Below are 22,157 nucleotides of genomic sequence, written 5' to 3'. Positions count from 1 at the left end.
AGGACTGGGGCGCTCACGTTGCAGCCTCCGAGTTCTGTTCCGTTCGCTGTTGCCAAATCTGGTCGCAAAGCGCGATCACTTCCTTGACTGCCCGGATGGGCTCATCGTTCACCGCTGCCATCCGGTCGTCCGCCGACCAACGCTCCCGGTCGGCCTCCAAGCGTACAAGCACCTTCTCGTGCGGAGCGTCAAGCCACGGCTCGAACCGGAAGCACGCGTAGCAGGCCACTGGCTTGTTGAAGGCACAGTTTTTTCCTTTGCCAGCGCAGCTACCCACGGGGTCCTTGGACACCCGGAAATCAATGATTCGGCTTCCGGGCGCGCCTTGATGCGTGGAGTGCTGCTCGTCGAGTACGACCTTGCCCTTAAATGCCTGGGCGAGCGGTGCCAGCAACTCTCCCATAGTCTTGTCAATATTCTCAACAATCTTCGGCGAAGCTGCGACGTACACTTCGACCTGCTGCAGGTCTACATGCCCCATACGATTTGCGATGACCACTTTGCTCGCACCTTCCTCCGCCAGCCGAGTACCAAAGGTGTATCGAAATCTCTTCGGCGTCAGTGGTGTCGGCGCGAAGTCGAGCCGGGAAGTTGGCGGCGCGATATCCTGCAAGAGAGCCTTGAAACACCTCGAAAGGTTGGGGGGAGTGCAGTGCCCGTAGAACATGTCGCTGCTGCCACGAAGCTGTTTGCGCGGACCTTTTGGCATGACCAAGTCTTCGGGGAAGAAGGCCGAATTTTCATCGTAGCCCTCGGCCAGCAAGCCATCCTTGTATTCGATTATGAGCTGCGCCGTTTGTCGGCTGATTTCGAAAGAGAGGAAGCTAACTCGCGCATGTTTCTGGCCCGTTTTGGCCTGTGGAAGGTTGAGCACCAGCGTACTGCTGTCAAAGTCGCTGAGCTTCAGCGAGGCGAATTGAGAAATGCGCCCCCCGCACGCCAAGAGCAACCGGGTAAGCAAAAGCGTCCACAACGGTAAGTCTCCGCGCCCATAGGCGGCGTTCACCGCGGAGTACAGTGCGGTGTATTCTTCCTCGCTCAGAGGACCTTCGACCGGATTGCGCATCCGGACTGCCTCGCCTTTCTTGTTCCCCGGCTTTTTTCGCTCCAACAAGTAGGTAGCGCATTCCGGATCGACCCCGGGCAAACCAAATTCAACCCACTTTTGTAGCAGGCCGTTGAGCGTCCCAACCCGCCAGCTTTCGTGGGTATCCAGCGTGGCCACGTAGTTGGAGATATGCTGAGCGCCAAGCGACTCTGGACATATCGGGATGGCGTCTACAAAATGGTAAAACGCCACCTGCAGATTGACGACGTGAGAGGATGAATGCCCCCTCACGAACGGGAGGAGCGCCTGCTTTAGGGACAGAACGAACGCTTCGAATCCGCGGCTGTACCGACTGAAGTCAATGCGTGCGTTGAACGGGCCGTCAGCCCACTCCCAAAGATCTTTCCTCGGGTCGAAACTGCTCCCGCTTCGCGTGAATACGCGCTCGGGCAATGAAACTACAACAGCACTGGACGAGCGAAGTTCAGCGGTCTGTGTCATCTTTTTGTTCAAGTTGTTCTTGGAGTTTCAGAGACAGCTCACGCCCTTTTCGGCTAGTGTGACGGCGGGTATAGGTGGCAGCGGACTTCGAGTTGTCGGCCCACCCTTGTTGTTCGTTCCGGGCCTTCTCTTCGACAGTCTCCGTTAGCCCCATCAATTCAGCCTGCTCGGAGAAGCGTTCGTTCCAGGTGTGACGCATCACATGGCTGGTCAGACTGACGGGCAGGCCTGGGCAAGCCTGGCGCAGATCCACGAACAGCTTGTCGACGCTTTTCGCAGACAATGGGAAACCCTCATCCCCGACGATGAGCTGCGGATACTTGCGTGCAGCCTTGATCTTCCTTCTGTCGTTTTGGATGTGGCTCCAAACGGCCCGCATAATTGCCGGCCGCAGTTCTAGCTCTCTGTCGTTGGTCTTGGTGTTTGGTTGATCGCGACGGGGATCTTCTTTCGCATCCGCTCGGCGAATGATGCGCAGCTTGGGCAAGCGTTGGTCGAGATCACGAATCTGTATGCCGAGCAGTTCGCTGCGACGCATGCCAGTCGCAAGCAAGAGCACAACAATCAGCCAGTTCCTCCGACGGACGAAGCCATCCGTCCACGGGTTGTCCGGAGAATCGGGATGAATCACTTTGAGGAGCCGGTCCTGGTCCTCCTTTGAGAGCCCCTCTCTGGCACCAAGCTTCGCTCGCTTGGGAACTCGGGGCACCTGAGCACGAAACGCTTTGAGCGCGTCGGCACTTTCGCGCACGAGCTGTTCTCGCAAGGCCGTAGCCAGCGCTGCACTCACATAAGTGACCAGGAACTCCAGATAGTCGGCCATGTACCGGAGTCGGGAGGCCTGGGTCGCTACATCGACCGCCTTACGCTCTTCGACTGCCGCTTTGCGGCGCATGCGGATTCGCTTGATGTCAACGACGTTCGCGCCTCGCCGCTCGTCCACGTCTTCATCCGAGAGGTCGGCCGCCCAATACTGAGCAGCATCGGCCAATCGGTTGAGCTCGGGGATCGTCAAGAATTGCCCCTCCCGCAACCGCTGTAGCAAGTCGATGCCCGCCGCGGTCAGCTCGCGATACAGCAACGCCAAGACCACGCAGACGCCATGAATCGTATTGGCAGCTCGGCCGCGTTTGCGGTATCCCGCAAGGTACAGGGTTACTTCGTGGACAGGCAGAGCGCCTGGCCTGCTAAGAACAGAGTGGCGCTCTCCGTTCCGGAACATGACCCGCTTCGCAACGAATCTCGTCATTTACCCACCGTTTTGGCCAAGTAGTAGTTGAGGCACGCCTCCACTAAACCACAAAATAATGTGTGGGTAAAGAAAAAGCCCGCAGACTCGGGGCCTGCGGGCTTTTATCAACAAAAATACAACAAAGTAGGTTTTAGAACGGAATATCGTCGTCCATATCTTCAAAGCCGTTCGACGGAGCCTGCTGCTGGCGACGCGCGCCGCCAGCACCTTGCTGGCCACCGGCAGCCTGGCCGCCACCGCTGCGTGCACCGCCGCCGTAGCCACCGCCGCCACCACCCGAAGCTTCGCGGCCACCACCGTAGCCACCGCCGCCGCCGCCCATGTCGTCGCCACCACCGCCGCCGCCGCCCATGCCCTGGCGCGAGCCCAGCATCTGCATTTGCTCAGCCACGATTTCAGTGCTGTACTTTTCCACGCCGGACTGGTCGGTCCACTTGCGGGTACGGATGCGGCCTTCGATATAGACCTGCGAGCCCTTGCGCAGGTACTGGCCCGCGATCTCGGCCAGCTTGCCGAAGAAGGCGATGCGATGCCACTCGGTGGCTTCCTTCATCTCGCCGCTGGTCTTGTCCTTGTAGCGATCGGTGGTCGCCAGGCGGATGTTGCTCACGGCGTCGCCGCTGGGCAGGTAGCGGGTTTCCGGGTCCGCGCCCAGGTTGCCGACGAGGATGACTTTGTTGATCGATGCCATGTGAATGTTCTCCCAGGGCCACGCCCTCTGCTGCAAGCGGCGTGGCGATGCCTTGACTGATGCGTAAACGAATAACGCGCCCCCGGCCAAGAAGTCGGGCGCGCGGTCATGCTAGTGCCAATTTACGGCAAAAAGCTATACGAAGTGATGCGGGCAACCCTTGCGGGCCAACCACCGCGGGCTGCCAACTTCAGACAGCGACGGCCGGGACACTGCTTTTCCGGGCCGGAGGCGACTTCATGTTCCAGGCGATTATAAGCCAGAGCAGGAGCACGACGGCACAGCCGATGAAGACCGCGCTGCGGCCCTCATGCTTGAGCAGCCAGCCACCCACCGCGCCGCCCAGGAACAGGCCCATCGCCTGCGTGGTGTTGTAGACGCCAAGCGCCGCTCCGCGCGCCGCGGCGGCGTAGCGCGATACCAGCGAGGGCTGCATGGCCTCCAGCACGTTGAAGGCGACGAAGAACAACAGCAGCACGCCCACGATGCCCCACAGGCCGTGCACGGCGGCAAACAGCAGCTGCACCGCGGTCATCAGGCCGACAGCGCAGAGCAGCACGGGGCGCACCTTGCCATAGCGCTCGGCGGCCATCATCGGGCCGAGCATCAGGACGAAGGACACCAGCACCACCGGCAGGTAGACCTTCCAGTGCTGGTCCAGCGGCATGCCGGCGTCGCTGAGCATGGCCGGCACCACCATGAACATGGCCACCTGCGACGCATGCAAGGCCAGCACGCCCACGTTCAGGCGGATCAGGTCGGGGTTGAGCAGCACGCTGCGAAACGGCAGCCGCACGGGATGCGGCGGCGGCGGCGTGGGCACCAGGAACAGGGTCACCAGGATGGCGATCACGCCCAGCACCGACATCAGCGTGAAGATCCCCGGCATGCCGATGCTGTGCAGCAGCGGCGAGGCGATCACCAGCGACAGCGCGAAGGTCAGGCCGATGCTGCCACCCACCATGGCCATGGCCTTGGTGCGATGCTGCTCGCGGGTCAGGTCGGCGATGCAGGCGGTGATGGCCGCGGAGATCGCGCCCATGCCTTGCAGCGAGCGGCCGATGATGATGCCGGACAGCGTGTCGGAATTGGCCGCCACCAGCCCGCCGGCGATGAACAGCAGCAGGCCGGCCACCATCACCGGCTTGCGGCCGACGCGGTCGGACAGCCAGCCGAGCGGAATGTGCAGGAAGGCTTGCATCAGGCCGTAGATGCCCATGGCGAGGCCCACGCGCTGGGCATCGTGCCCGTCGGGCAGGCCGTGCGCGTATTCGGCGAACACGGGCAGGATCAGGAACAGGCCCAGCATGCGCAGCGCGAAGATGCTGGCGAGCGAAATGCTGGCGCGCACTTCCATGCTGGTCATGCGGTCGCGCCCGGCAGCCGGCCGAACCTTGGAATCGTCGGCCTTGGCCGCATCTTGGGAGGAGCTATGGATCGACGACATTGCGATCGTGGGGAATTTCTATGACGGATTGCCGGCTCGTGCACCGCGCACGCACCGCATCACCCCAATGCTGACGGGGCGGCGACAACTTCGATCCATGGCCGGAGCGGAAGTTGCGGCGCTTCTGCCACCGTTGCTGCAGGGCGCAGTCTAATGGCCCAAGCAACCCCCGGAAACCGAAGTTCGGTATATTAACAGGTTTGCTCCGCTGCGCTTTCGGGTCCGGACCGGACGCCGCGAGCCCCGGCGCGGGCTGGCGAAGCCCGGCCCGAGGCTGGCCTGAAGCCGGCTGCAGCCCTGCTGGCATGCTTTTTTCTTGAAATTCCGTGAGACCCGGCCTGTCGACCCGACCGGCGGCCCCGCCTGGCGAAGACAATCGGTATATGGAAGAAATTAGAATCCGTGGTGCCCGTACCCACAACCTGAAGAACATCAATCTTGATCTGCCGCGCAACAAGCTGATCGTGATTACCGGGCTGTCCGGATCGGGCAAGTCCTCGCTCGCCTTCGACACCCTGTACGCGGAGGGCCAGCGCCGCTACGTGGAGTCGCTGTCGGCCTACGCGCGCCAGTTCCTGCAACTGATGGAGAAGCCCGACGTCGACCTGATCGAGGGGCTTTCGCCGGCGATCGCCATCGAACAGAAGGCAACCAGCCACAACCCGCGCTCGACCGTGGGTACGGTCACCGAGATCCACGACTACCTGCGGCTGCTGTACGCCCGCGCCGGCACGCCTTACTGCCCCGACCACAACCTGCCCTTGCAGGCGCAAAGCGTCTCGCAGATGGTCGACGCCGCGCTGGCGCTGCCCGAAGACACCAAGCTGATGATCCTGGCGCCGGTGGTGGCCAACCGCAAGGGCGAGCATTCCGACCTGTTCGACACCATGCAGGCGCAGGGCTTCGTGCGCTTTCGCGTGCGTTCGGGGGGCGGCACCACACATGAGGCGCCGGCGGTGGTCTACGAGGTGGACGCGCTGCCCAAGCTGAAGAAGACCGAGAAACACTCCATCGAGGTGGTGGTGGATCGCGTCAAGGTGCGCCCCGATATCAAGCAGCGGCTGGCGGAATCGTTCGAGACCGCGCTGCGCCTGGCCGATGGCCGCGCCATCGCGCTGGAGATCGACACCAGCCAGGAGCATGTATTCAGCTCGAAGTTCGCCTGCCCGATCTGCTCGTACTCGCTGCAGGAACTCGAGCCGCGCCTGTTCTCGTTCAACAACCCGATGGGCGCCTGCCCGACCTGCGACGGCCTGGGCCAGATCACCTTCTTCGATCCCAAGCGGGTGGTGGCCTTCCCCAACCTGTCGCTGGCCTCGGGGGCCATCAAGGGCTGGGACCGCCGCAACCAGTTCTACTTCCAGATGCTGCAGAGCCTGGCAGCCTACTACGACTTCGAGCTCGAGACGGCTTTCGAGGACCTGCCGGCCGAGGTGCAGGAAGTCGTGCTGCACGGCTCCGGCGAGGTGGAGATCCCGTTCACCTATATGAACGAGCGCGGCCGCACCACGGTGCGCGAGCATGCCTTCGAGGGCATCATCCCCAACCTGGAGCGGCGCTATCGCGAGACCGATTCGATCGCGGTGCGCGAGGAACTGGCCAAGTACCAGAACAACCAGCCCTGCCCCGCCTGCCACGGCACCCGCCTGCGCACCGAGGCGCGCCACGTCAAGCTGGGCGAGAACGACCAGGCGCGCGCCATCTACGAGATCAACGGCTGGCCGCTGCGCGACGCGCTGACGTATTTCCTCACGCTGGACATGCACGGCGCCAAGCGCGAGATTGCCGACAAGATCGTCAAGGAAATCAGCGCGCGCCTGAACTTCCTCAACAACGTGGGGCTGGATTACCTGTCGCTGGAACGCAGCGCCGACACGCTGTCGGGCGGCGAGGCGCAGCGCATCCGGCTGGCGTCGCAGATCGGCTCCGGCCTGACGGGCGTGATGTATGTGCTCGACGAACCTTCCATCGGCCTGCACCAGCGCGACAACGACCGCCTGATCGGCACGCTCAAGCACCTGCGCGACATCGGCAACTCCGTGCTGGTGGTGGAGCACGACGAAGACATGATCCGCGCCTGCGACTACGTGGTCGACATCGGCCCCGGCGCCGGCGTGCACGGCGGCATGATCGTGGCCGAAGGCACGCCGCTGCAGATCGAGCAGTCGCCCAACTCGCTCACCGGGCAGTACATGTCCGGCGCGCGCCGCATCGAGGTGCCCAAGGAGCGCGCCGCGCCCGACGAGGAAAAGCTGCTGCGCATCATCAATGCCACCGGCAACAACCTGCGCAACGTCAGCGCCGAGATCCCGGTGGGCCTGCTCACCTGCGTGACCGGCGTGTCCGGCTCGGGCAAGTCGACGCTGATCAACGACACGCTCTACCACGCGGTGGCGCGCCACCTGTATGGCTCCACGGCGGAGCCCGCGGCGCACGACCGCATCGACGGGCTGGAGCATTTCGACAAAGTCATCAACGTCGACCAGAGCCCGATCGGCCGTACGCCGCGCTCGAACCCCGCTACGTACACCGGCCTGTTCACGCCAATCCGCGAGCTGTTCGCGGGCGTGCCCTCGGCCAAGGAGCGTGGCTACGATCCGGGCCGCTTCTCGTTCAACGTCAAGGGCGGGCGCTGCGAGGCCTGCCAGGGCGATGGCGTGATCAAGGTCGAGATGCACTTCCTGCCTGATGTGTACGTGCCTTGCGATGTCTGCCACGGCAAGCGCTACAACCGCGAAACGCTGGAAGTGCTCTACAAGGGCAAGAACATCCACGAAGTGCTCGACATGACGGTGGAGCACGCGCACGAGTTCTTCCTGGCGGTGCCTGTCGTGCGGCGCAAGCTCAAGACGCTGCTCGACGTGGGCCTGGGCTACATCCGGCTGGGCCAGTCCGCCACCACGCTCTCGGGCGGCGAGGCGCAGCGCGTCAAGCTGTCGCTGGAGCTGTCCAAGCGCGACACCGGCCGCACGCTCTACATCCTGGACGAGCCCACCACGGGCCTGCACTTCCACGATATCGAGCTGCTGCTCAAGGTCATCCACAAGCTGCGCGACCAGGGCAACACCGTGGTCATCATCGAGCACAACCTGGACGTGATCAAGACCGCGGACTGGCTGCTCGACATGGGCCCGGAAGGCGGCGCGGGCGGCGGCCAGGTGATCGCCAAGGGCACGCCGGAAACGGTGGCGGCGAGCCGCGCGAGCTTCACCGGCAAGTACCTGGCGCCGCTGCTAGAGCGTCGCTGAAACGCAGTGCGCGCGCAATCCCTCCTCATCCTGTGCGCCTGGCAATGCGCGCTGCTGCTCGGCAGCGCCGCTGCCGGTCCCGCCGCGGCGCAGGCCACGGTCACGCCCATCGACCTGGCAGCGCCGGCGGCGCGAGCGCTCGATGAACCTGCCGCGACAGCGGCGTCCGCCCCGCCCGCGCAAGCCGCCCAGGATGCCAGCGCCGCCAGCGCTGCCAGCAAGGCCCAGGTGCCAGGCACGGCAAGCGGCGCGGTCTCCGGCAATCTGGCGCTGACGCTGGGCGGCGCGGCCGTGCTCGTGGCCATCGCCGTGATGCTGCAGCGCGCACGCCGCAGACGCCGCCCGCCTTCCTCGAAGTAGGCGCACGCGGCCGCCTTGCATTCGACCTTGCCCGGCCTACCATAGACTGCGAAAGGCCGCGCCTGTCGAAGCCCTTTCCGGGGCTGGCACCGGCCAGAGCAGGAGCACGGCCATGGAGCTCACCGTAGTGCAGATCGCCAAGCCTGAGGCGACCAATTTCATCTTCGGGCAATCCCATTTCATCAAGACCGTGGACGACATCCACGAGGCACTGGCGGGCGCGGTGCCGGGCATCCGCTTTGGACTGGCATTCTGCGAGGCCTCGGGCAAGCGCCTGGTGCGCTGGTCCGGCACCGACGAGGCAATGATCGACCTGGCGTGCCAGAACGCGCTGGCGATCGGCGCGGGCCACAGTTTCCTGCTGTTCCTTGGCGACGGCTTTTATCCGGTCAATGTGCTCGCGACCGTGCGCGCGGTGCCGGAGGTATGCAGGATCTATTGCGCCACGGCAAACCCGACCGAGGTGGTGGTGGCGCAGACCGCGCAGGGGCGCGCGGTGCTTGGCGTGGTGGATGGCGCGTCGCCGCTCGGGCTGGAAACCGAGGCGGACATTGCCTCGCGGCGGACCTTGCTGCGGGAGATCGGCTACAAGCTGTAGCCGGCTCCGTGGAGCGGCAGCCCCGCCCTCAGTGCGCTTGCGGCGACGGCACCGCCCGCACGGGGGGCTCGCCGTCGTCTTCCTTCATGCGGCTGCGGTTAAGCACGCCGGCGTCTTCCAGCACCGGGTAGGCGGTGGCGCAGAACAGCGAGTTCAGGCGCTTGAGATCGCTGATCACGTCGAGGTGCAGCGAACTGGTCTCGATGCTCTCGGCGGTCTGCACGGCGATGCGTTGCAGGTGGGTGCGCGCGTACTGGCGCTCCATCTCGCGGAAGGTCGCCTTCTCCGCCATCAGTTGCTGCGCGCTTTTCAGGTCGCCGGAGAGGAACACCGACAGCCCGAGCCGCAGGTTGGCCACCACGCGCGCATGCATCTGCGAGATCTCCTGCATGCCCGCCTCCGAGAAGGCCAGGTTGTGGGCAATCTTCTTTTCGCGCGCGTCCTGCAGGATGCGCTCGATGATGTCGCCGGCATGCTCGAGGTTGATGGTGAGCGAGATGATCTCGGTCCAGCGCCGGCCGTCGCGCTCATCCAGCGCCTCCAGGCTGATCCGGGTCAGGTAGAGCTTGATCGCGGTGTAGAGATCGTCCACCTCGTCGTCGATGCGGCAGGTGGCGGTGGCGAGCTTGGCATCGTTGGTGCGCAGCACGCGCAGCATGTTGTCCAGCATCTGCTCGATGCGGTCGCCGATGCGCAGCACCTCGCGCGCGGCATTGGACAGCGCCAGCGTCGGCGTGGGCAGCGCGGCGGGATCGAGGTGGCGGGGGGTGACCTGGCTATCGCCGGTATTGCGCCCGGGCAGCACCGCCTCGCACAGGCGCGCCAGCGGGCCCGTGGCGCCCAGCAGCAGCACCGCCAGCGCCACGTTGAACAGCAGGTGGAAATTCACGACCAGCCGCTGCGGATCGGCATCGACCAGCGCCAGCAGGCGTTCGGCCTGCCCCAGCAAGGGCAGCGCAATCACGCAGCCGAGCAGGCGCGAGAGCAGGTTGCCCAGCGTGACGCGCTTGCCGGGCTGGTTGTTGCCCGAGGTGGTCAGCAACGCGGAGATGCCGGAGCCCAGGTTAGCGCCCAGCACCAGCGCCATCGCCACATGCAGCGACACTACGCCGGCCGAGGCCAGCGCGCCGCAGAACAGCACCACCGCCAGGCTGGAATAGCACAGGATGGTCAGGAAGGCGCCGATCAGCATGTCCAGCGTGGGGTCTCCGGTGAGCGTGCCGAACAGCACCTTGACGCCGGCCGCTTCCACCACGGGGCGGGTGGCAATGGAGATCAGCTCAAGCGCCAGCGTGATCAGCCCCAGGCCGATCAGCACGCGGCCCACGTGGCCAGGCTTGTTGCCCTTCCAGGACAGATGCAGGATCACGCCGACGAAGATCAGCAGCGGCGACAGCCACGACAGGTCCAGCGAGAACACCTGCACCATGATGGCGGTGCCGACGTTGGCGCCCAGCATGATGGCCAGCGCCGGGGCCACGGCAATCAGGCCCTGGCCGACGAAGGAACTGACGATGACGGCGGTCGCGTTGCTGCTCTGGACCAGGCCGGTCACGCCGAGGCCGGCGGCAAAGGCCGTGAAGCGGTTGGAGATGCTGGAGGAGAGCACGTGGCGCAGGTTGGCGCCATACACGCGCAGGATGCCGACCTTGACGATGTTGGTGCCCCACACCAGCAGCGCCACGCCGGAAAGCAAATGAAGTAGTACGCCCATGGTGCGCCCTTATGTGACCGGTGCCTCCATTGCATCACGCAAGACTTCGCCCGGCCATCGTATCGTTGTCAATGGGGCATTATGCGCCGCCGCGCATGTGGGGACAACGCCATAGGCAAGCGGCCGGAATGGCCGCAAGTCCAAGGCGTAATGCCGCGCACGCCGTTGGACGCAACTACCGCGGGCGTGCCCGGGGCGGCCAATGCCGGGCGCGTCTTGATTGGCATATTATTACATTTATTGGCATTTTGTTGCATCATTGCCAGAAACAATGTAGCCCTGCAACGGCGTCTCACACAGACGCGCGCCGCGGCGATCGATGCGCGCGCCGGTCAATGATCCGTGGCCAGGCGTCAATGCCCGTCAAAGCGGCAAACCGTGAACAGCGGCAGGCCGCTGTCCAGCAGGTGGCGCGAGCCACCCAGTTCGGGCAGGTCGACGATGGCGGCGCCCTCCACCACGGTGGCACCCAGGCGCTCGAGCAGCTTGCGGCCGGCCATCATGGTGCCGCCGGTGGCGATGAGGTCGTCCACCAGCAGCACGCGGTCACCCGGCTTGCAGGCATCGGCGTGGATTTCCACCGTGGCGCTGCCGTACTCCAGCTCATATTCCTCGGCCACGGTCTCGAAGGGCAGCTTGCCTTTCTTGCGGATCGGCACGAAGCCCAGGTTCAGCTCGTACGCCACGATGGCGCCCAGGATAAAGCCGCGCGCGTCGATGCCGGCCACCACGTCGAGCTTGGCGTCCATGTAGCGGTGCACAAAGACGTCAATCAGCACGCGCAGGGACTTGGGATCCTGCAACAACGGCGTGATGTCGCGGAACATCACGCCGGGCTGAGGCCAGTCCGGCACGGTGCGGATGCGTTCGCGCAGGTAGTGGGTAACGTCGCCAAGGGCGGACGACTGGATCGTGGTGTTGGGCATGGGGACTCGTTCGGACCGCCCGCCATATCGGCAGGCTGGATGCGGTAATGGGTTACCACCCGGGCTGCCGCAATCGGCAACACAATGGGCAACGCCTGGGCGGATTGCACGCTTTGCGGCGCGGCTCCCCCGGGACACCCGTAACCATACAGGAGACAGCGATGGCAAAAAAGATCTTGATGCTGGTCGGCGACTACGCCGAAGATTATGAAACCATGGTGCCTTTCCAGGCACTCCAGATGGTAGGCCACACGGTCCATGCGGTGTGTCCGGACAAGGCGGCCGGCGCCAGCTGCCCCACCGCCATCCATGATTTCGAAGGCGACCAGACCTATAGCGAAAAACGCGGCCACAACTTCGCGCTGAACGCGAGCTTTGCCGATGTGGACCCGGCAGCCTACGACGGGCTGGTCATCCCGGGCGGGCGCGCGCCCGAATACCTGCGCCTGAACGAGCGGGTGCTGGAGATCGTGCGGCACTTTGCCAGCACCAACAAGCCGATCGCAGCGGTGTGCCACGGCGCCCAGCTGCTGGCCGCGGCCGGCGTGCTGGAAGGCCGGACCTGCTCGGCCTATCCGGCGTGCGCGCCCGAAGTACGCCTGGCGGGCGGCAAATATGCCGACATCCCGGTCGACCAGGCCTACACCGACGGCAACCTGGTGAGCGCACCGGCCTGGCCCGCGCACCCGGCATGGCTGGCGCAGTTCCTTGCCGTCCTGGGCACCAAGATCGTACATTAGAGGCTACCGAACGCGGCCCGCGAGCCTGTCGAGGGCTATCGCGGGCCGTTCCGCACGGGAGTTCTTCTATGTGTGAAATCTTCATCCGGGCCACCCCGCAGTCGTACCAGGGCCAGTCGCGCTCGCTCCGGCTGCATGGCGTGGCCACCAGCATCCGGCTGGAAAGCCTGTTCTGGGAAGTGCTCGAAACGCTGGCGCGCCGCGACGGCATGAGCGTGGGCCAGCTCATCACCCGGCTGCACGACGAACTGGTGGCATACCGGGGCGAGGCGGCAAACTTCACGTCCTTCCTGCGCGTGTGCTGCCTGCGCTACCTGATGCTGCAAGGCGAAGGCCGCATTCCCGCCGACCCGCGCGTCCCGATCGGCTCGCTCGACGCGCGCTCCGTGCTAGAAGGCCTGCCGCCATCGTGGGCGGAAGAGGCGCACGTCGGCAGCCGCGCGGCGGCATGAACCTGAACTTGCGGCCGCTGAGCGCATAGCGCAGCCTCAGCCGGCCAGCATGCGCGCCTCGGCCGCTTCCAGCGCCTCTGGCTGGCCGCGCAACACCACGATATCGCCAGGCTCCAGCACCGTATCGGGTTCCGGATCGAACGCACGGATGCCGCGCCGGCGCACCGCCGTCACTTCCACCCCGATACGATCCAGCCCCAGCGCGCCCAGGCGCCGCCCCACCGACGTGGCCTCCGGGCCGAGCGAGATGGAGTGCAGCCGCACGGACTCGCGCTCCACCATGTCTTCCTCGTCGTCGCGGCCGTGGAAATAGCCGCGTAACAGGCTGTAGCGCGCGTCGCGCGCCTCCTGCACGCCGCGCACCACGCGCCGCATCGGCACGCCCAGCAGCACCAGCGCGTGCGAGGCCAGCATCAGGCTGCCCTCGATGCTCTCCGGCACCACCTCGGTCGCGCCGGCCTTTTGCAGGATGTCGAGTTCCGAATCGTCCATGGTGCGCACGATCACGGGCAGCGCCGGCTCCAGTTCCTGCACATGGTGCAGCACCTTGAGGGCCGAGGGCGTGTTGTTGTAGGTGATGATCAAGGCAGCCGCGCGATGCAGGCCCGCCGCGATCAGCGCTTCGCGCCGGCCGGCATCGCCGTACACCACCGTGTCGCCCGCGCCGGCGGCTTCGCGCACGCGGTCCGGGTCGAGGTCCAGCGCCACGTAGGTGATGCCCTCGCGCTCCAGCATTTGCGCCAGGTTCTGGCCGCTGCGGCCAAACCCGCAGATGATGGCGTGCTTCTCGGTTTGCAGGCTCTGCGCCGCGATGCGCGTCATGTTGAGCGACTGCATCAGCCACTCATTGGCGGTAAAGCGCAACACGATGGCGTCGCTGTACTGGATCAGGAACGGCGCCGCCAGCATCGACAACAGCATCGAGGCTAGGATGACCTGGATCAGCACGGGATCGACCAGGTTCAGGCCGTCGATCTGGTTAAGCAGCACGAAGCCGAACTCGCCGGCCTGCGCCAGGCCCAGGCCGGTACGGATCGCCACCCCCGGGCGCGAGCCGAACAGGCGCGCCAGGCCGGAGATCAGGACCAGCTTGAAGACAATGGGCACCGCCAGCAGCGCCAGCACCAGCCACAGGTGGTCGAGCACCACATGGATATTGAGCAGCATGCCGATGGTGACGAAGAACAGCCCAAGCAGCACGTCGCGGAAGGGCTTGATGTCCTCCTCCACCTGATGGCGATAAGGCGTCTCGGAGATCAGCATGCCGGCCATGAAGGCGCCCAGCGCCATCGACAGGCCAAGCCGCTCGGTCAGCGCGGCCATGCCCAGCGTGACCAGCAGCAGGTTGAGCATGAACAGCTCCTGCGAGCGGCGCGCCGCCACGATGTGGAACCAGCGGCTCATGAAGCGCTGGCCGACGAAGAAGATCAGGCTCAGGGCCACCACGATCTTCACCGTGGCCAGGCCCAGCGCCATCATCAGGTCGCCAGGATCGCGCGAGAGCGCCGGGATCACGATCAGCAGCGGCACCACGGCCAGGTCCTGGAACAGCAGGATGCTGATGATATTGCGCCCGTGCTCGCTTTCCAGCTCCAGGCGCTCCGACAGCATCTTGGACACGATGGCGGTGGACGACATGGCCAACGCCCCGCCCAGCGCCACAGAGGCCTGCCAGGACAGCGGAAACAGCCAGTTGAATGCCCAGCTCGCCGGGATCACCGCCAGCAGCGACAGCACCACCTGCGAGCCGCCCAGCCCGAACACCTGCCGCTTCATCGCCTTGAGCTTGCCCAGGCTGAACTCCAGGCCGATCGAAAACATCAAAAAGACCACGCCGAACTCGGCCAGGTACTTGGTCTGCGCGGTATCGCGGGCCAGCCCGAGCGCATGCGGCCCGATCAGGATGCCGACGACCAGGTACCCCAGCATGGGCGGCAACTGCAGCATGCGAAAGGCGACCACGCCGAACACGGCGGCGGCCAGCAGGACTAGGGTAAGGTCCAGCGGAGAGTGCATCGACAGGGTCAGGGTACGCCGCCCCGGGCACCGGGCCGGCCCGGTGCGGGCGACCCTGCCGGTGGATTACGGCAAGCGCGATGGCCTCTCCGGCCGCCCGATCCCAGGAACAGCCCAAGCGCCATCGCATTCGTTGGTATACTTCGTCGCCATGATAGCTAATTTCAATGCGGATCGAGCACTTCGGCTCGCTCGCGAGACCCTCCAGATCGAAGCCGACGCCGTCGCCGCCCTCGCAGGCCGCCTGGACGACGGATTCGCGCAGGCCGTGCAACTGACGCTCAATTGCAGCGGACGCGTGGTCGTGTCCGGCATAGGCAAGTCCGGCCACATTGGCCGCAAGGTCGCGGCCACGCTGGCCTCGACCGGCACCCCCGCGTTTTTCGTGCATCCCGCCGAGGCCAGCCACGGCGACCTGGGCATGGTCACGCGCGACGATGTGCTGATCGCCTTTTCCAATTCCGGAGAGACCGCCGAGTTGCTTTCGATCGTCCCGATCGTCAAGCGCATCGGCGCCAAGCTGATCTCCGTGACCGGGAACCCCGCCTCCACGCTGGCCAAGCTGGCCGATGCGCACCTCAATGCCGGCGTGGAAAAAGAAGCCTGCCCGCTCAACCTGGCCCCGACCGCCAGCACCACCGCCGCACTGGCGATGGGCGACGCGCTCGCGGTGGCCGTGCTGGATGCCCGCGGCTTCGGCGAGGAAGATTTTGCCCGCTCGCATCCAGGCGGCGCGCTCGGGCGCAAGCTGCTGACCCACGTGCGCGACGTCATGCGCAGCGGCAACGCGGTGCCCAAGGTGCGCGAGAGCACGCCGCTGGCACAAGCCCTGATGGAAATTACCCGCAAGGGCATGGCCATGACCGCGGTGGTTGACCCGGACGACCGCCTGATCGGCGTCTTCACGGACGGCGACCTGCGCCGCCTGCTCGAAACCCCGCGCGACTGGAAGACCGTACCCATCAGCGAGGTCATGCACCGCACGCCGCATACCGTCGGGCCGGACCAGCTGGCCGTGGAAGCCGTGCAGGTGATGGAGGCGAACCGTGTCAACCAGATGCTGGTGGTCGACGCAGAGCGGCGCCTGGTCGGCGCGCTCCACATCCACGACCTGACCCGCGCCAAGGTCATCTGAGGCCAGCCAATGCCTATGCGGGAAATCCTGTCCTCCCTGAGCCGGCTTGCCATGCGAGCGCTGCCCCTGCTGCTGATGGCGCTGGTGGCGGGCAGCACCTTCTGGCTGGTGCAGGTCAACTCCCCGAAGGAAGCGGACACCGGGCCGGTCGGCAAGAAACATGAGCCGGATTACTACATGATCCGTTTTTCCGCGACCGAGCTTGCCGAGGACGGGAACACCAAGCTGCGCTTTACCGGCGACAAGATGATCCACTTCGAGGACGACCAGACCTACGAGGTGACGCGCCCGGCCATGCGCTCCTACGAAATCGACCGCCCGCCCGTCACTGGCCACTCCGATCGCGGCACGATGAACGCGGAAGGCTCGGTCATCGACCTGTTCGGCAATGGCTTCATCGTGCGCGCCCAGGGCACCGACCCCGCCAAGGATCCGAAGATGACGGCCGCCTCGGAGTATTTCCAGGTGCTGGTCAACGATGACATCGTCAAGACCGACAAGGCTGTCAAGCTGACCCGCGGCCCGTCGGTGATGACCGCCAACGGCCTGATCTTTAACAATGTCACTCGCGAAGTACAATTGCTGGGTAACGTACGCGGCACCATCATTACGGTGCCGCCGCCGGCAAGTCCCGCGAAGTAGCCCTGAAGCCGCCCGCGGGCTCCAGCCGCCCGCGTCAACCGCCATCACGCCAACATGAATCCATTCCTGACGACTTCGTCCTGTCGCCGCCGCAGCACGGCCGCTTTGCTGACGCTGGCAGCCGTCCTGGGCCTCGCGCTGTCCGCGCCCGCCAGCGCCGAAAAAGCCGACCGCGAAAAGCCGCTGGTCCTGGAGGCCGACAATGCCAGCTACGACGACGTCAAGCAGGTTTATGTACTGACCGGCAACGTGGTGCTGACCAAGGGCACCATGGTGCTGAAATCCGACGCGGCCGAAGTCCGTACCGATCCCGAGGGCTACCAGTACGCGGTCGCGACCTCCAAGGGCGGCAAGCAAGCCTATATCCGCCAGAAGCGCGACAACGTCGACGAGTACATCGACGGCTGGGGCGACCGCATCGAATATGACGGCAAGCAGGAGCTGTCCAAGCTGATCGGGCGCGCCCGCATGGCCCGCCTGGCCGGCGCCAAGCTGGTCGACGAGATCCGCGGCGCGGTGATCACCTATGACAGCCGCAACGAGTTCTATACGGCCAGCGGCGGCGCCGAGAACGCGACCGCGGGCAGCCCGTCCGGCCGCGTGCGCGCCGTGCTGTCGCCGCGCCAGGAGCAGCCCGCCAGCGGCGGCGCAGCCAACCCGCTGCCGCTCAAGCCGGCACCCGCCCCCGTCAACCCCTGACCTGACGCCGCCACGCCCCCAATCCACGGATTCTGCCTTGACCTTCATGACCGCTACCCAGACCGCACCGTCCCAGCCCGCCACCCTGAAGGACAGCAGCACGCTGGTCGTGCGCCACCTGAAGAAGCGCTACGGCTCGCGCACTGTGGTCAAGGATGTGTCCCTCGACGTGAAGAGCGGCGAAGTGGTCGGGTTGCTCGGCCCCAACGGCGCGGGCAAGACCACGTCGTTCTACATGATCGTGGGGCTGGTGGCGCTGGACGAGGGCGATATCGTGCTCGACGACAAGCACATCAGCGGCCTGGCCATCCATGAGCGGGCACGCATGGGCCTGTCCTACCTGCCGCAGGAAGCCTCGGTGTTCCGCAAGCTCAATGTGCAGGAAAATATCCGCGCGGTGCTGGAACTGCAGCTCAACGATGGCAAGCCCCTGGGCAAGGCCGAGATCGAGCGCCGGCTGGACACCCTGCTGGATGACCTGCAGATTGCCCACCTGCGCGACAACCCGGCGCTGTCGCTGTCCGGCGGCGAGCGCCGCCGCGTGGAAATCGCCCGCGCGCTGGCCTCCGCGCCGCGTTTCATCCTGCTTGACGAGCCCTTCGCCGGCGTCGACCCGATCGCGGTCGGCGAAATCCAGCGCATCGTCAGCTTCCTCAAGGCGCGCAATATCGGCGTGCTGATCACCGACCACAACGTACGCGAGACGCTGGGCATCTGCGACCACGCCTACATCATCAGCGAGGGCGCGGTGCTGGCGTCCGGCCAGCCTGAAGACATCATCGCCAACGAGTCGGTGCGCAAGGTCTACCTGGGCGAGAACTTCCGCATGTAAAGGCGCGCGCGGCGCCTGCCGCGCATCGGCCCCCCGGGCGGCTTCGGTGTCGCCTTTCATCCTTCAAACGATCATGCGACGCCAGCGATAGCAATTTCCGTTCCACCAGTACGGAAGTTGGGCATAAAATAGGTCGCATGAAACCGTCGCTACAGCTCCGCCTCTCGCAGCATCTCGCGCTTACGCCGCAACTCCAGCAGTCGATCCGGCTGCTGCAACTGTCCACGCTTGAACTGCAGCAGGAAGTGGAACAGGCGCTGACCGAGAACCCCTTGCTCGAGCGCGAGAACGACTGGCTCGACAGCCCGTTGCGCGTGTCCTCGGACGGCTCGGTGAACCTCCAGAGCGCGCCCGCGCCAGCGCCCGCCGATGGCCAGGGCACCAGCGAAAACCGCCCCGATGGCGCCCCCGAAGCCGACGACAGCTATTCCGACAGCAACGAGGATTACGGCAACGACTGGAGCCTGGACGATTTCGCCCGCCGCCCGCAAGGCGAAGACGACGAAAAAACACCGATGCAGCTGCGCGACGCCGAGCCCACGCTGCGCGAACACCTCATGGAGCAGCTGGCGCCGCTCAAGATTTCCCTGCGAGACAAAGGGCTGGCCATCTTCCTGGTCGAATCCCTGGACGATGACGGCTACCTGAGCGCCACGCTCGAGGAAATCTGCAGCGAGCTGCCGGAGGAGCTCGAGTTCGAGGTCGACGAGATCCAGGCCGTGCTTACGCTGCTGCAGAGCTTCGATCCACCGGGCGTCGGGGCGCGCAACGCAGCCGAGTGCCTGGCGCTGCAACTGCGCAGGCTCAAGCATCCGCAGCGCGAACTGGCGCTGAGCATCGTCACCAATCACCTGGAGCTGCTGGCGGTGCGCGATTACACGCGCCTGAAAAAAGCCCTGCAAGTGGACGAGCCGGAACTCAAGGCGGCGCATGAACTGATCCGCTCGCTCGCGCCCTATCCCGGCCATGCCTACAGCCGGCCGGAAGCCGACTTCGTGGTACCCGATGTTTTCGTTCGAAAGTTGAGCGGCGGATGGATCGCCCATCTCAACCCGGATGTGATGCCGCGGCTACGTATCAACGACATGTACGCGCAGATTTTGCGCGGTGCAAAAGGCGATGCCGGCGCGGCGGGACTGCAGCAAAAGCTGCAGGAAGCACGCTGGTTGATCAAGAATATCCAGCAGAGGTTCGACACGATATTGCGCGTCGCACAAGCCATTGTCGAACGTCAAAAGAACTTCTTCACCCACGGTGAAATTGCGATGCGCCCCTTGGTTTTGCGGGAGATTGCCGATACACTGGGTTTACACGAGTCCACCATCTCTCGGGTGACTACCAATAAGTACATGGCAACGCCGATGGGGACTTTCGAGCTGAAGTATTTTTTCGGCTCTCACGTATCCACAGAAACCGGCGGCGCGGCCTCATCAACGGCAATCCGTGCGTTGATCAAGCAATTGATAGGAGCCGAAGACGCTAGGAACCCCTTGTCCGACAGCCGGATTGCCGAATTGCTCGGCGAGCAAGGCTTTGTGGTAGCACGGCGTACCGTTGCCAAATACCGCGAAGCGCTCAAGATTCCCGCGGTCAATCTCCGTAAGACTTTGTAGCCGAGCTGCATCGCCTGCCTGATGCAGCTCTTTCAGAAGGAGAAACGCTATGAACTTCAAGATCAGTGGACACCACTTGGACATCACGCCCCCTCTGCGTGAGTACGTGGAAACGAAACTGGAGCGTATCGTCAGGCATTTCGATCAAGTCATTGGCGTAAGTGTGCTGCTCTCTGTCGACAATACAAAAGAAAAGGACCGGCGGCAGTACGCGGAAATCAATCTACATCTCAAGGGCAAGGACATCTTTGTCGAAGCGCATCATGAAGACCTGTATGCCGCTATCGACGCATTGGTCGACAAGCTCGACCGGCAGGTGATTCGCCACAAGGATCGCGTGCAAAGCCACGACCGTGAAGCGGTCAAGTACCAGATGGCCGCATCCCAGATGCAGCAATGACCGTGCCTGGCGGCCCACATACCGGGCCGTCGGTGTCAGTCCATTGAAAACGGAATCAAGCCGCGCCCAGCGCGGCTTTTTCGTTCCAGCCTCCCCCCTTCGGGCCACGCAGGGGATTCCGCAACGCATATGTACCGGTGTATGCTGTGCCATACATAGTTGATTTGCCTGGCCATTTCCGTGCATGCGGCACCGCTTCAGCGCCTCGGCTATTGCAATGCACAAAGCGGCAGCGGGCCTGCTCTATAATGGCCAGACGCCCGACACCGGCATGGGGACACCCGGTGGAAACATCGGGCCTTGGTTTTTATCTTCTTTCCGCCCGGCGGGACGCCTCCTTGCCCCGGGCCTGCTTTCTAGAAAACCCTGCGCATTCCACATGAATCGTTTGGCTAAATTGCTGCCACCCGGCAACATCAACCTCGACGTCAGCGTCACCAGCAAGAAGCGCGTGTTCGAACAGGCCGGGCTCCTCTTCGAGAACAACCATGGCGTTGCGCGCGCGACCGTGACCGACAACCTGTTCGCCCGCGAGTCGCTGGGGTCCACCGGCCTTGGCGCCGGGGTTGCGATCCCCCACGGCCGCATCAAGGGACTGAAGCAGCCGCTGGCCGCCTTCATGCGCCTGGCCGAGCCGATCCCCTTCGAGTCGCCCGACGGTAAGCCGGTAGCGCTGCTGATCTTCCTGCTGGTGCCCGAACAGGCCACCCAGCAGCATCTGGAAATTCTCTCCGAGATCGCCCAGTTGCTGTCCGACCGCGAGATGCGCGAAGGACTGGCTACCCTGCCCACCCCCGACGACGTGCACCAGTTGCTGACGCAATGGCACCCTTGATCCGCCACTGAAAGCCCGTCCCTGAAAGCACCCGAATGGAACTCACTGGCGTCACCTCGCAGTCGATCTTCGACGACAACGCAGCCGATATCAAACTCTCCTGGGTAGCAGGACTGGAAGGCGCGGACCGGGCCTTCGATGTCGAGTTTGCGCGTGAAGCCACGTCGGCGGCCGATCTCGTCGGCCACTTGAACCTGATCCACCCGAACCGGATCCAGGTGCTGGGCAAGCCCGAAATCACGTATTACCAGCGCCTCGACGACGAGATGCGCAAGCGCCAGATGGGCGAGCTGATCCTGTTGGAGCCGCCGTTCCTGGTGATCGCCGACGGCATGGAGCCGCCGCCCGACCTGGAACTGCGCTGCACGCGCTCGTCCACCCCGCTGTTCACCACGCCGGTGTCTTCCGCGGCGGTGATCGATCACCTGCGCCTCTACCTGTCCCGCATTTCCGCGCCGCGCGTGACCATGCACGGCGTGTTCCTCGACATCCTCGGCATGGGCGTGCTGGTGATGGGCGAATCCGGCCTGGGCAAGAGCGAGCTCGGCCTGGAACTGATCTCGCGCGGACATGGGCTGGTGGCGGACGATGCCGTGGATTTCGTGCGCCTCGGGCCGGACTTCATCGAGGGCCGGTGCCCGCCGCTGCTGCAGAACCTGCTGGAAGTGCGCGGCCTGGGCCTGCTCGACATCAAGACCATCTTTGGCGAGACCGCGGTACGCCGCAAGATGAAGCTGAAGCTGGTGGTGCAGCTGGTACGCCGCAACGACGGCGAATTCGAGCGCCTGCCGCTCGATTCCCAGTATCTCGACGTGCTCGGCCTGCCCATCCACATGGTCAAGATCCAGGTGGCGGCCGGCCGAAATCTCGCCGTGCTGGTCGAGGCCGCCGTGCGCAACACCATCCTGCGCCTGCGCGGCATCGACACGCTGCGCGACTTCATGGACCGCCAGCGCGCCGCGATGCAGGCCGATGTCGCATCGCGGGGCCAGGGTCGGCTACTCTAGG

At 64.8% G+C, this 22,157-nt stretch carries 20 protein-coding genes; 13 read left to right on the top strand and 7 right to left on the bottom strand.

The features are described from left to right. Positions 1 to 13: 13 nt before the first annotated feature. From ACYP5B_RS21395 to ACYP5B_RS21380, 4 genes are all read right to left on the bottom strand, one after another. Complete coding sequence (locus ACYP5B_RS21395; protein ID WP_459570992.1) at positions 14 to 1,561, bottom strand: site-specific integrase; 1,548 nt, start codon at positions 1,559 to 1,561, stop codon at positions 14 to 16. Next, positions 1,533 to 2,642: a tyrosine-type recombinase/integrase gene (locus ACYP5B_RS21390; RefSeq protein WP_459571026.1), complete on the bottom strand. Its 1,110-nt coding sequence runs from the start codon at positions 2,640 to 2,642 to the stop codon at positions 1,533 to 1,535. Before ACYP5B_RS21390 ends, ACYP5B_RS21395 begins: the two co-directional genes overlap by 29 nt. 289 nt (positions 2,643 to 2,931) lie before the next feature. After that, positions 2,932 to 3,492, bottom strand: a complete 561-nt coding sequence (locus ACYP5B_RS21385; protein ID WP_318231578.1) for a single-stranded DNA-binding protein — start codon at positions 3,490 to 3,492, stop codon at positions 2,932 to 2,934. 190 nt (positions 3,493 to 3,682) lie between these two features. Beyond that, entirely contained in the window at positions 3,683 to 4,939 is a 1,257-nt protein-coding gene (locus ACYP5B_RS21380) for an MFS transporter (RefSeq protein WP_400096238.1), read from the bottom strand. Between the two features lie 383 nt (positions 4,940 to 5,322). On the opposite strand from ACYP5B_RS21380, the gene uvrA reads away from it, so the two are divergent. From uvrA to ACYP5B_RS21365, 3 genes are all read left to right on the top strand, one after another. Beyond that, positions 5,323 to 8,187, top strand: a complete 2,865-nt coding sequence (uvrA, locus tag ACYP5B_RS21375; RefSeq protein ID WP_400096237.1) for an excinuclease ABC subunit UvrA — start codon at positions 5,323 to 5,325, stop codon at positions 8,185 to 8,187. 6 nt (positions 8,188 to 8,193) lie between these two features. Beyond that, the gene (locus tag ACYP5B_RS21370) at positions 8,194 to 8,547 is read left to right on the top strand and encodes a hypothetical protein (protein WP_459570991.1); all 354 of its coding nucleotides are present in this window, start codon (positions 8,194 to 8,196) and stop codon (positions 8,545 to 8,547) included. Positions 8,548 to 8,659: 112 nt separating this feature from the next. Next, complete coding sequence (locus ACYP5B_RS21365) at positions 8,660 to 9,145, top strand: adenosine-specific kinase (protein WP_267606580.1); 486 nt, start codon at positions 8,660 to 8,662, stop codon at positions 9,143 to 9,145. Positions 9,146 to 9,173: 28 nt separating this feature from the next. Here the strand turns inward: ACYP5B_RS21365 and ACYP5B_RS21360 are convergent, their stop codons facing one another. Together ACYP5B_RS21360 and ACYP5B_RS21355 are read right to left on the bottom strand one after the other, a co-directional pair. Then, positions 9,174 to 10,859, bottom strand: coding sequence for a Na/Pi cotransporter family protein (locus tag ACYP5B_RS21360; RefSeq protein ID WP_400096236.1), 1,686 nt, complete (start codon positions 10,857 to 10,859; stop codon positions 9,174 to 9,176). 353 nt (positions 10,860 to 11,212) lie between these two features. Further along, positions 11,213 to 11,785, bottom strand: a complete 573-nt coding sequence (locus tag ACYP5B_RS21355; protein ID WP_267605425.1) for an adenine phosphoribosyltransferase — start codon at positions 11,783 to 11,785, stop codon at positions 11,213 to 11,215. Positions 11,786 to 11,946: 161 nt separating this feature from the next. Between ACYP5B_RS21355 and ACYP5B_RS21350 the strand changes: the two genes are divergently transcribed. Then, a complete protein-coding gene (locus ACYP5B_RS21350) occupies positions 11,947 to 12,525 on the top strand; it encodes a DJ-1/PfpI family protein (protein WP_043343454.1) in 579 nt (192 codons plus the stop codon). Between the two features lie 68 nt (positions 12,526 to 12,593). Further along, positions 12,594 to 12,977, top strand: a complete 384-nt coding sequence (locus ACYP5B_RS21345) for a ribbon-helix-helix domain-containing protein (RefSeq protein ID WP_267605424.1) — start codon at positions 12,594 to 12,596, stop codon at positions 12,975 to 12,977. Between the two features lie 36 nt (positions 12,978 to 13,013). Here the strand turns inward: ACYP5B_RS21345 and ACYP5B_RS21340 are convergent, their stop codons facing one another. Next, on the bottom strand, positions 13,014 to 14,993 hold the full coding sequence (locus tag ACYP5B_RS21340) for a monovalent cation:proton antiporter-2 (CPA2) family protein (RefSeq protein ID WP_400102661.1): 1,980 nt from the start codon (positions 14,991 to 14,993) through the stop codon (positions 13,014 to 13,016). 151 nt (positions 14,994 to 15,144) lie between these two features. On the opposite strand from ACYP5B_RS21340, the gene ACYP5B_RS21335 reads away from it, so the two are divergent. The 8 genes from ACYP5B_RS21335 to hprK all read left to right on the top strand — a co-directional run bounded on the left by ACYP5B_RS21335 (position 15,145) and on the right by hprK (position 22,156). Next, the gene (locus ACYP5B_RS21335; protein WP_318231585.1) at positions 15,145 to 16,128 is read left to right on the top strand and encodes a KpsF/GutQ family sugar-phosphate isomerase; all 984 of its coding nucleotides are present in this window, start codon (positions 15,145 to 15,147) and stop codon (positions 16,126 to 16,128) included. Positions 16,129 to 16,143: 15 nt separating this feature from the next. Then, on the top strand, positions 16,144 to 16,770 hold the full coding sequence (gene lptC / locus ACYP5B_RS21330) for an LPS export ABC transporter periplasmic protein LptC (RefSeq protein ID WP_267606579.1): 627 nt from the start codon (positions 16,144 to 16,146) through the stop codon (positions 16,768 to 16,770). A gap of 54 nt (positions 16,771 to 16,824) precedes the next feature. Further along, a complete protein-coding gene (gene lptA / locus ACYP5B_RS21325; protein ID WP_459570990.1) occupies positions 16,825 to 17,469 on the top strand; it encodes a lipopolysaccharide transport periplasmic protein LptA in 645 nt (214 codons plus the stop codon). Positions 17,470 to 17,515: 46 nt separating this feature from the next. Next, positions 17,516 to 18,301 carry an LPS export ABC transporter ATP-binding protein gene (gene lptB / locus ACYP5B_RS21320; protein WP_150991814.1) on the top strand — a complete coding sequence of 262 codons (786 nt, stop codon included), beginning with the start codon at positions 17,516 to 17,518 and terminating at the stop codon, positions 18,299 to 18,301. A gap of 137 nt (positions 18,302 to 18,438) precedes the next feature. Then, positions 18,439 to 19,914: an RNA polymerase factor sigma-54 gene (locus ACYP5B_RS21315; RefSeq protein ID WP_267605421.1), complete on the top strand. Its 1,476-nt coding sequence runs from the start codon at positions 18,439 to 18,441 to the stop codon at positions 19,912 to 19,914. A gap of 49 nt (positions 19,915 to 19,963) precedes the next feature. Further along, positions 19,964 to 20,314 carry a ribosome hibernation-promoting factor, HPF/YfiA family gene (gene hpf / locus ACYP5B_RS21310; RefSeq protein ID WP_006159435.1) on the top strand — a complete coding sequence of 117 codons (351 nt, stop codon included), beginning with the start codon at positions 19,964 to 19,966 and terminating at the stop codon, positions 20,312 to 20,314. A 379-nt stretch (positions 20,315 to 20,693) separates the two neighbouring features. Beyond that, positions 20,694 to 21,149 (top strand): PTS IIA-like nitrogen regulatory protein PtsN, encoded by a 456-nt coding sequence (gene ptsN / locus ACYP5B_RS21305; protein WP_006159436.1) that lies wholly within the window; start codon positions 20,694 to 20,696, stop codon positions 21,147 to 21,149. 35 nt (positions 21,150 to 21,184) lie between these two features. Further along, on the top strand, positions 21,185 to 22,156 hold the full coding sequence (gene hprK / locus ACYP5B_RS21300) for an HPr(Ser) kinase/phosphatase (RefSeq protein ID WP_006159437.1): 972 nt from the start codon (positions 21,185 to 21,187) through the stop codon (positions 22,154 to 22,156). Position 22,157 lies beyond the last annotated feature (1 nt).

The organism is Cupriavidus sp. 8B (assembly GCF_054589115.1).
This window is presented reverse-complemented; position numbering and strand designations above follow the sequence as displayed.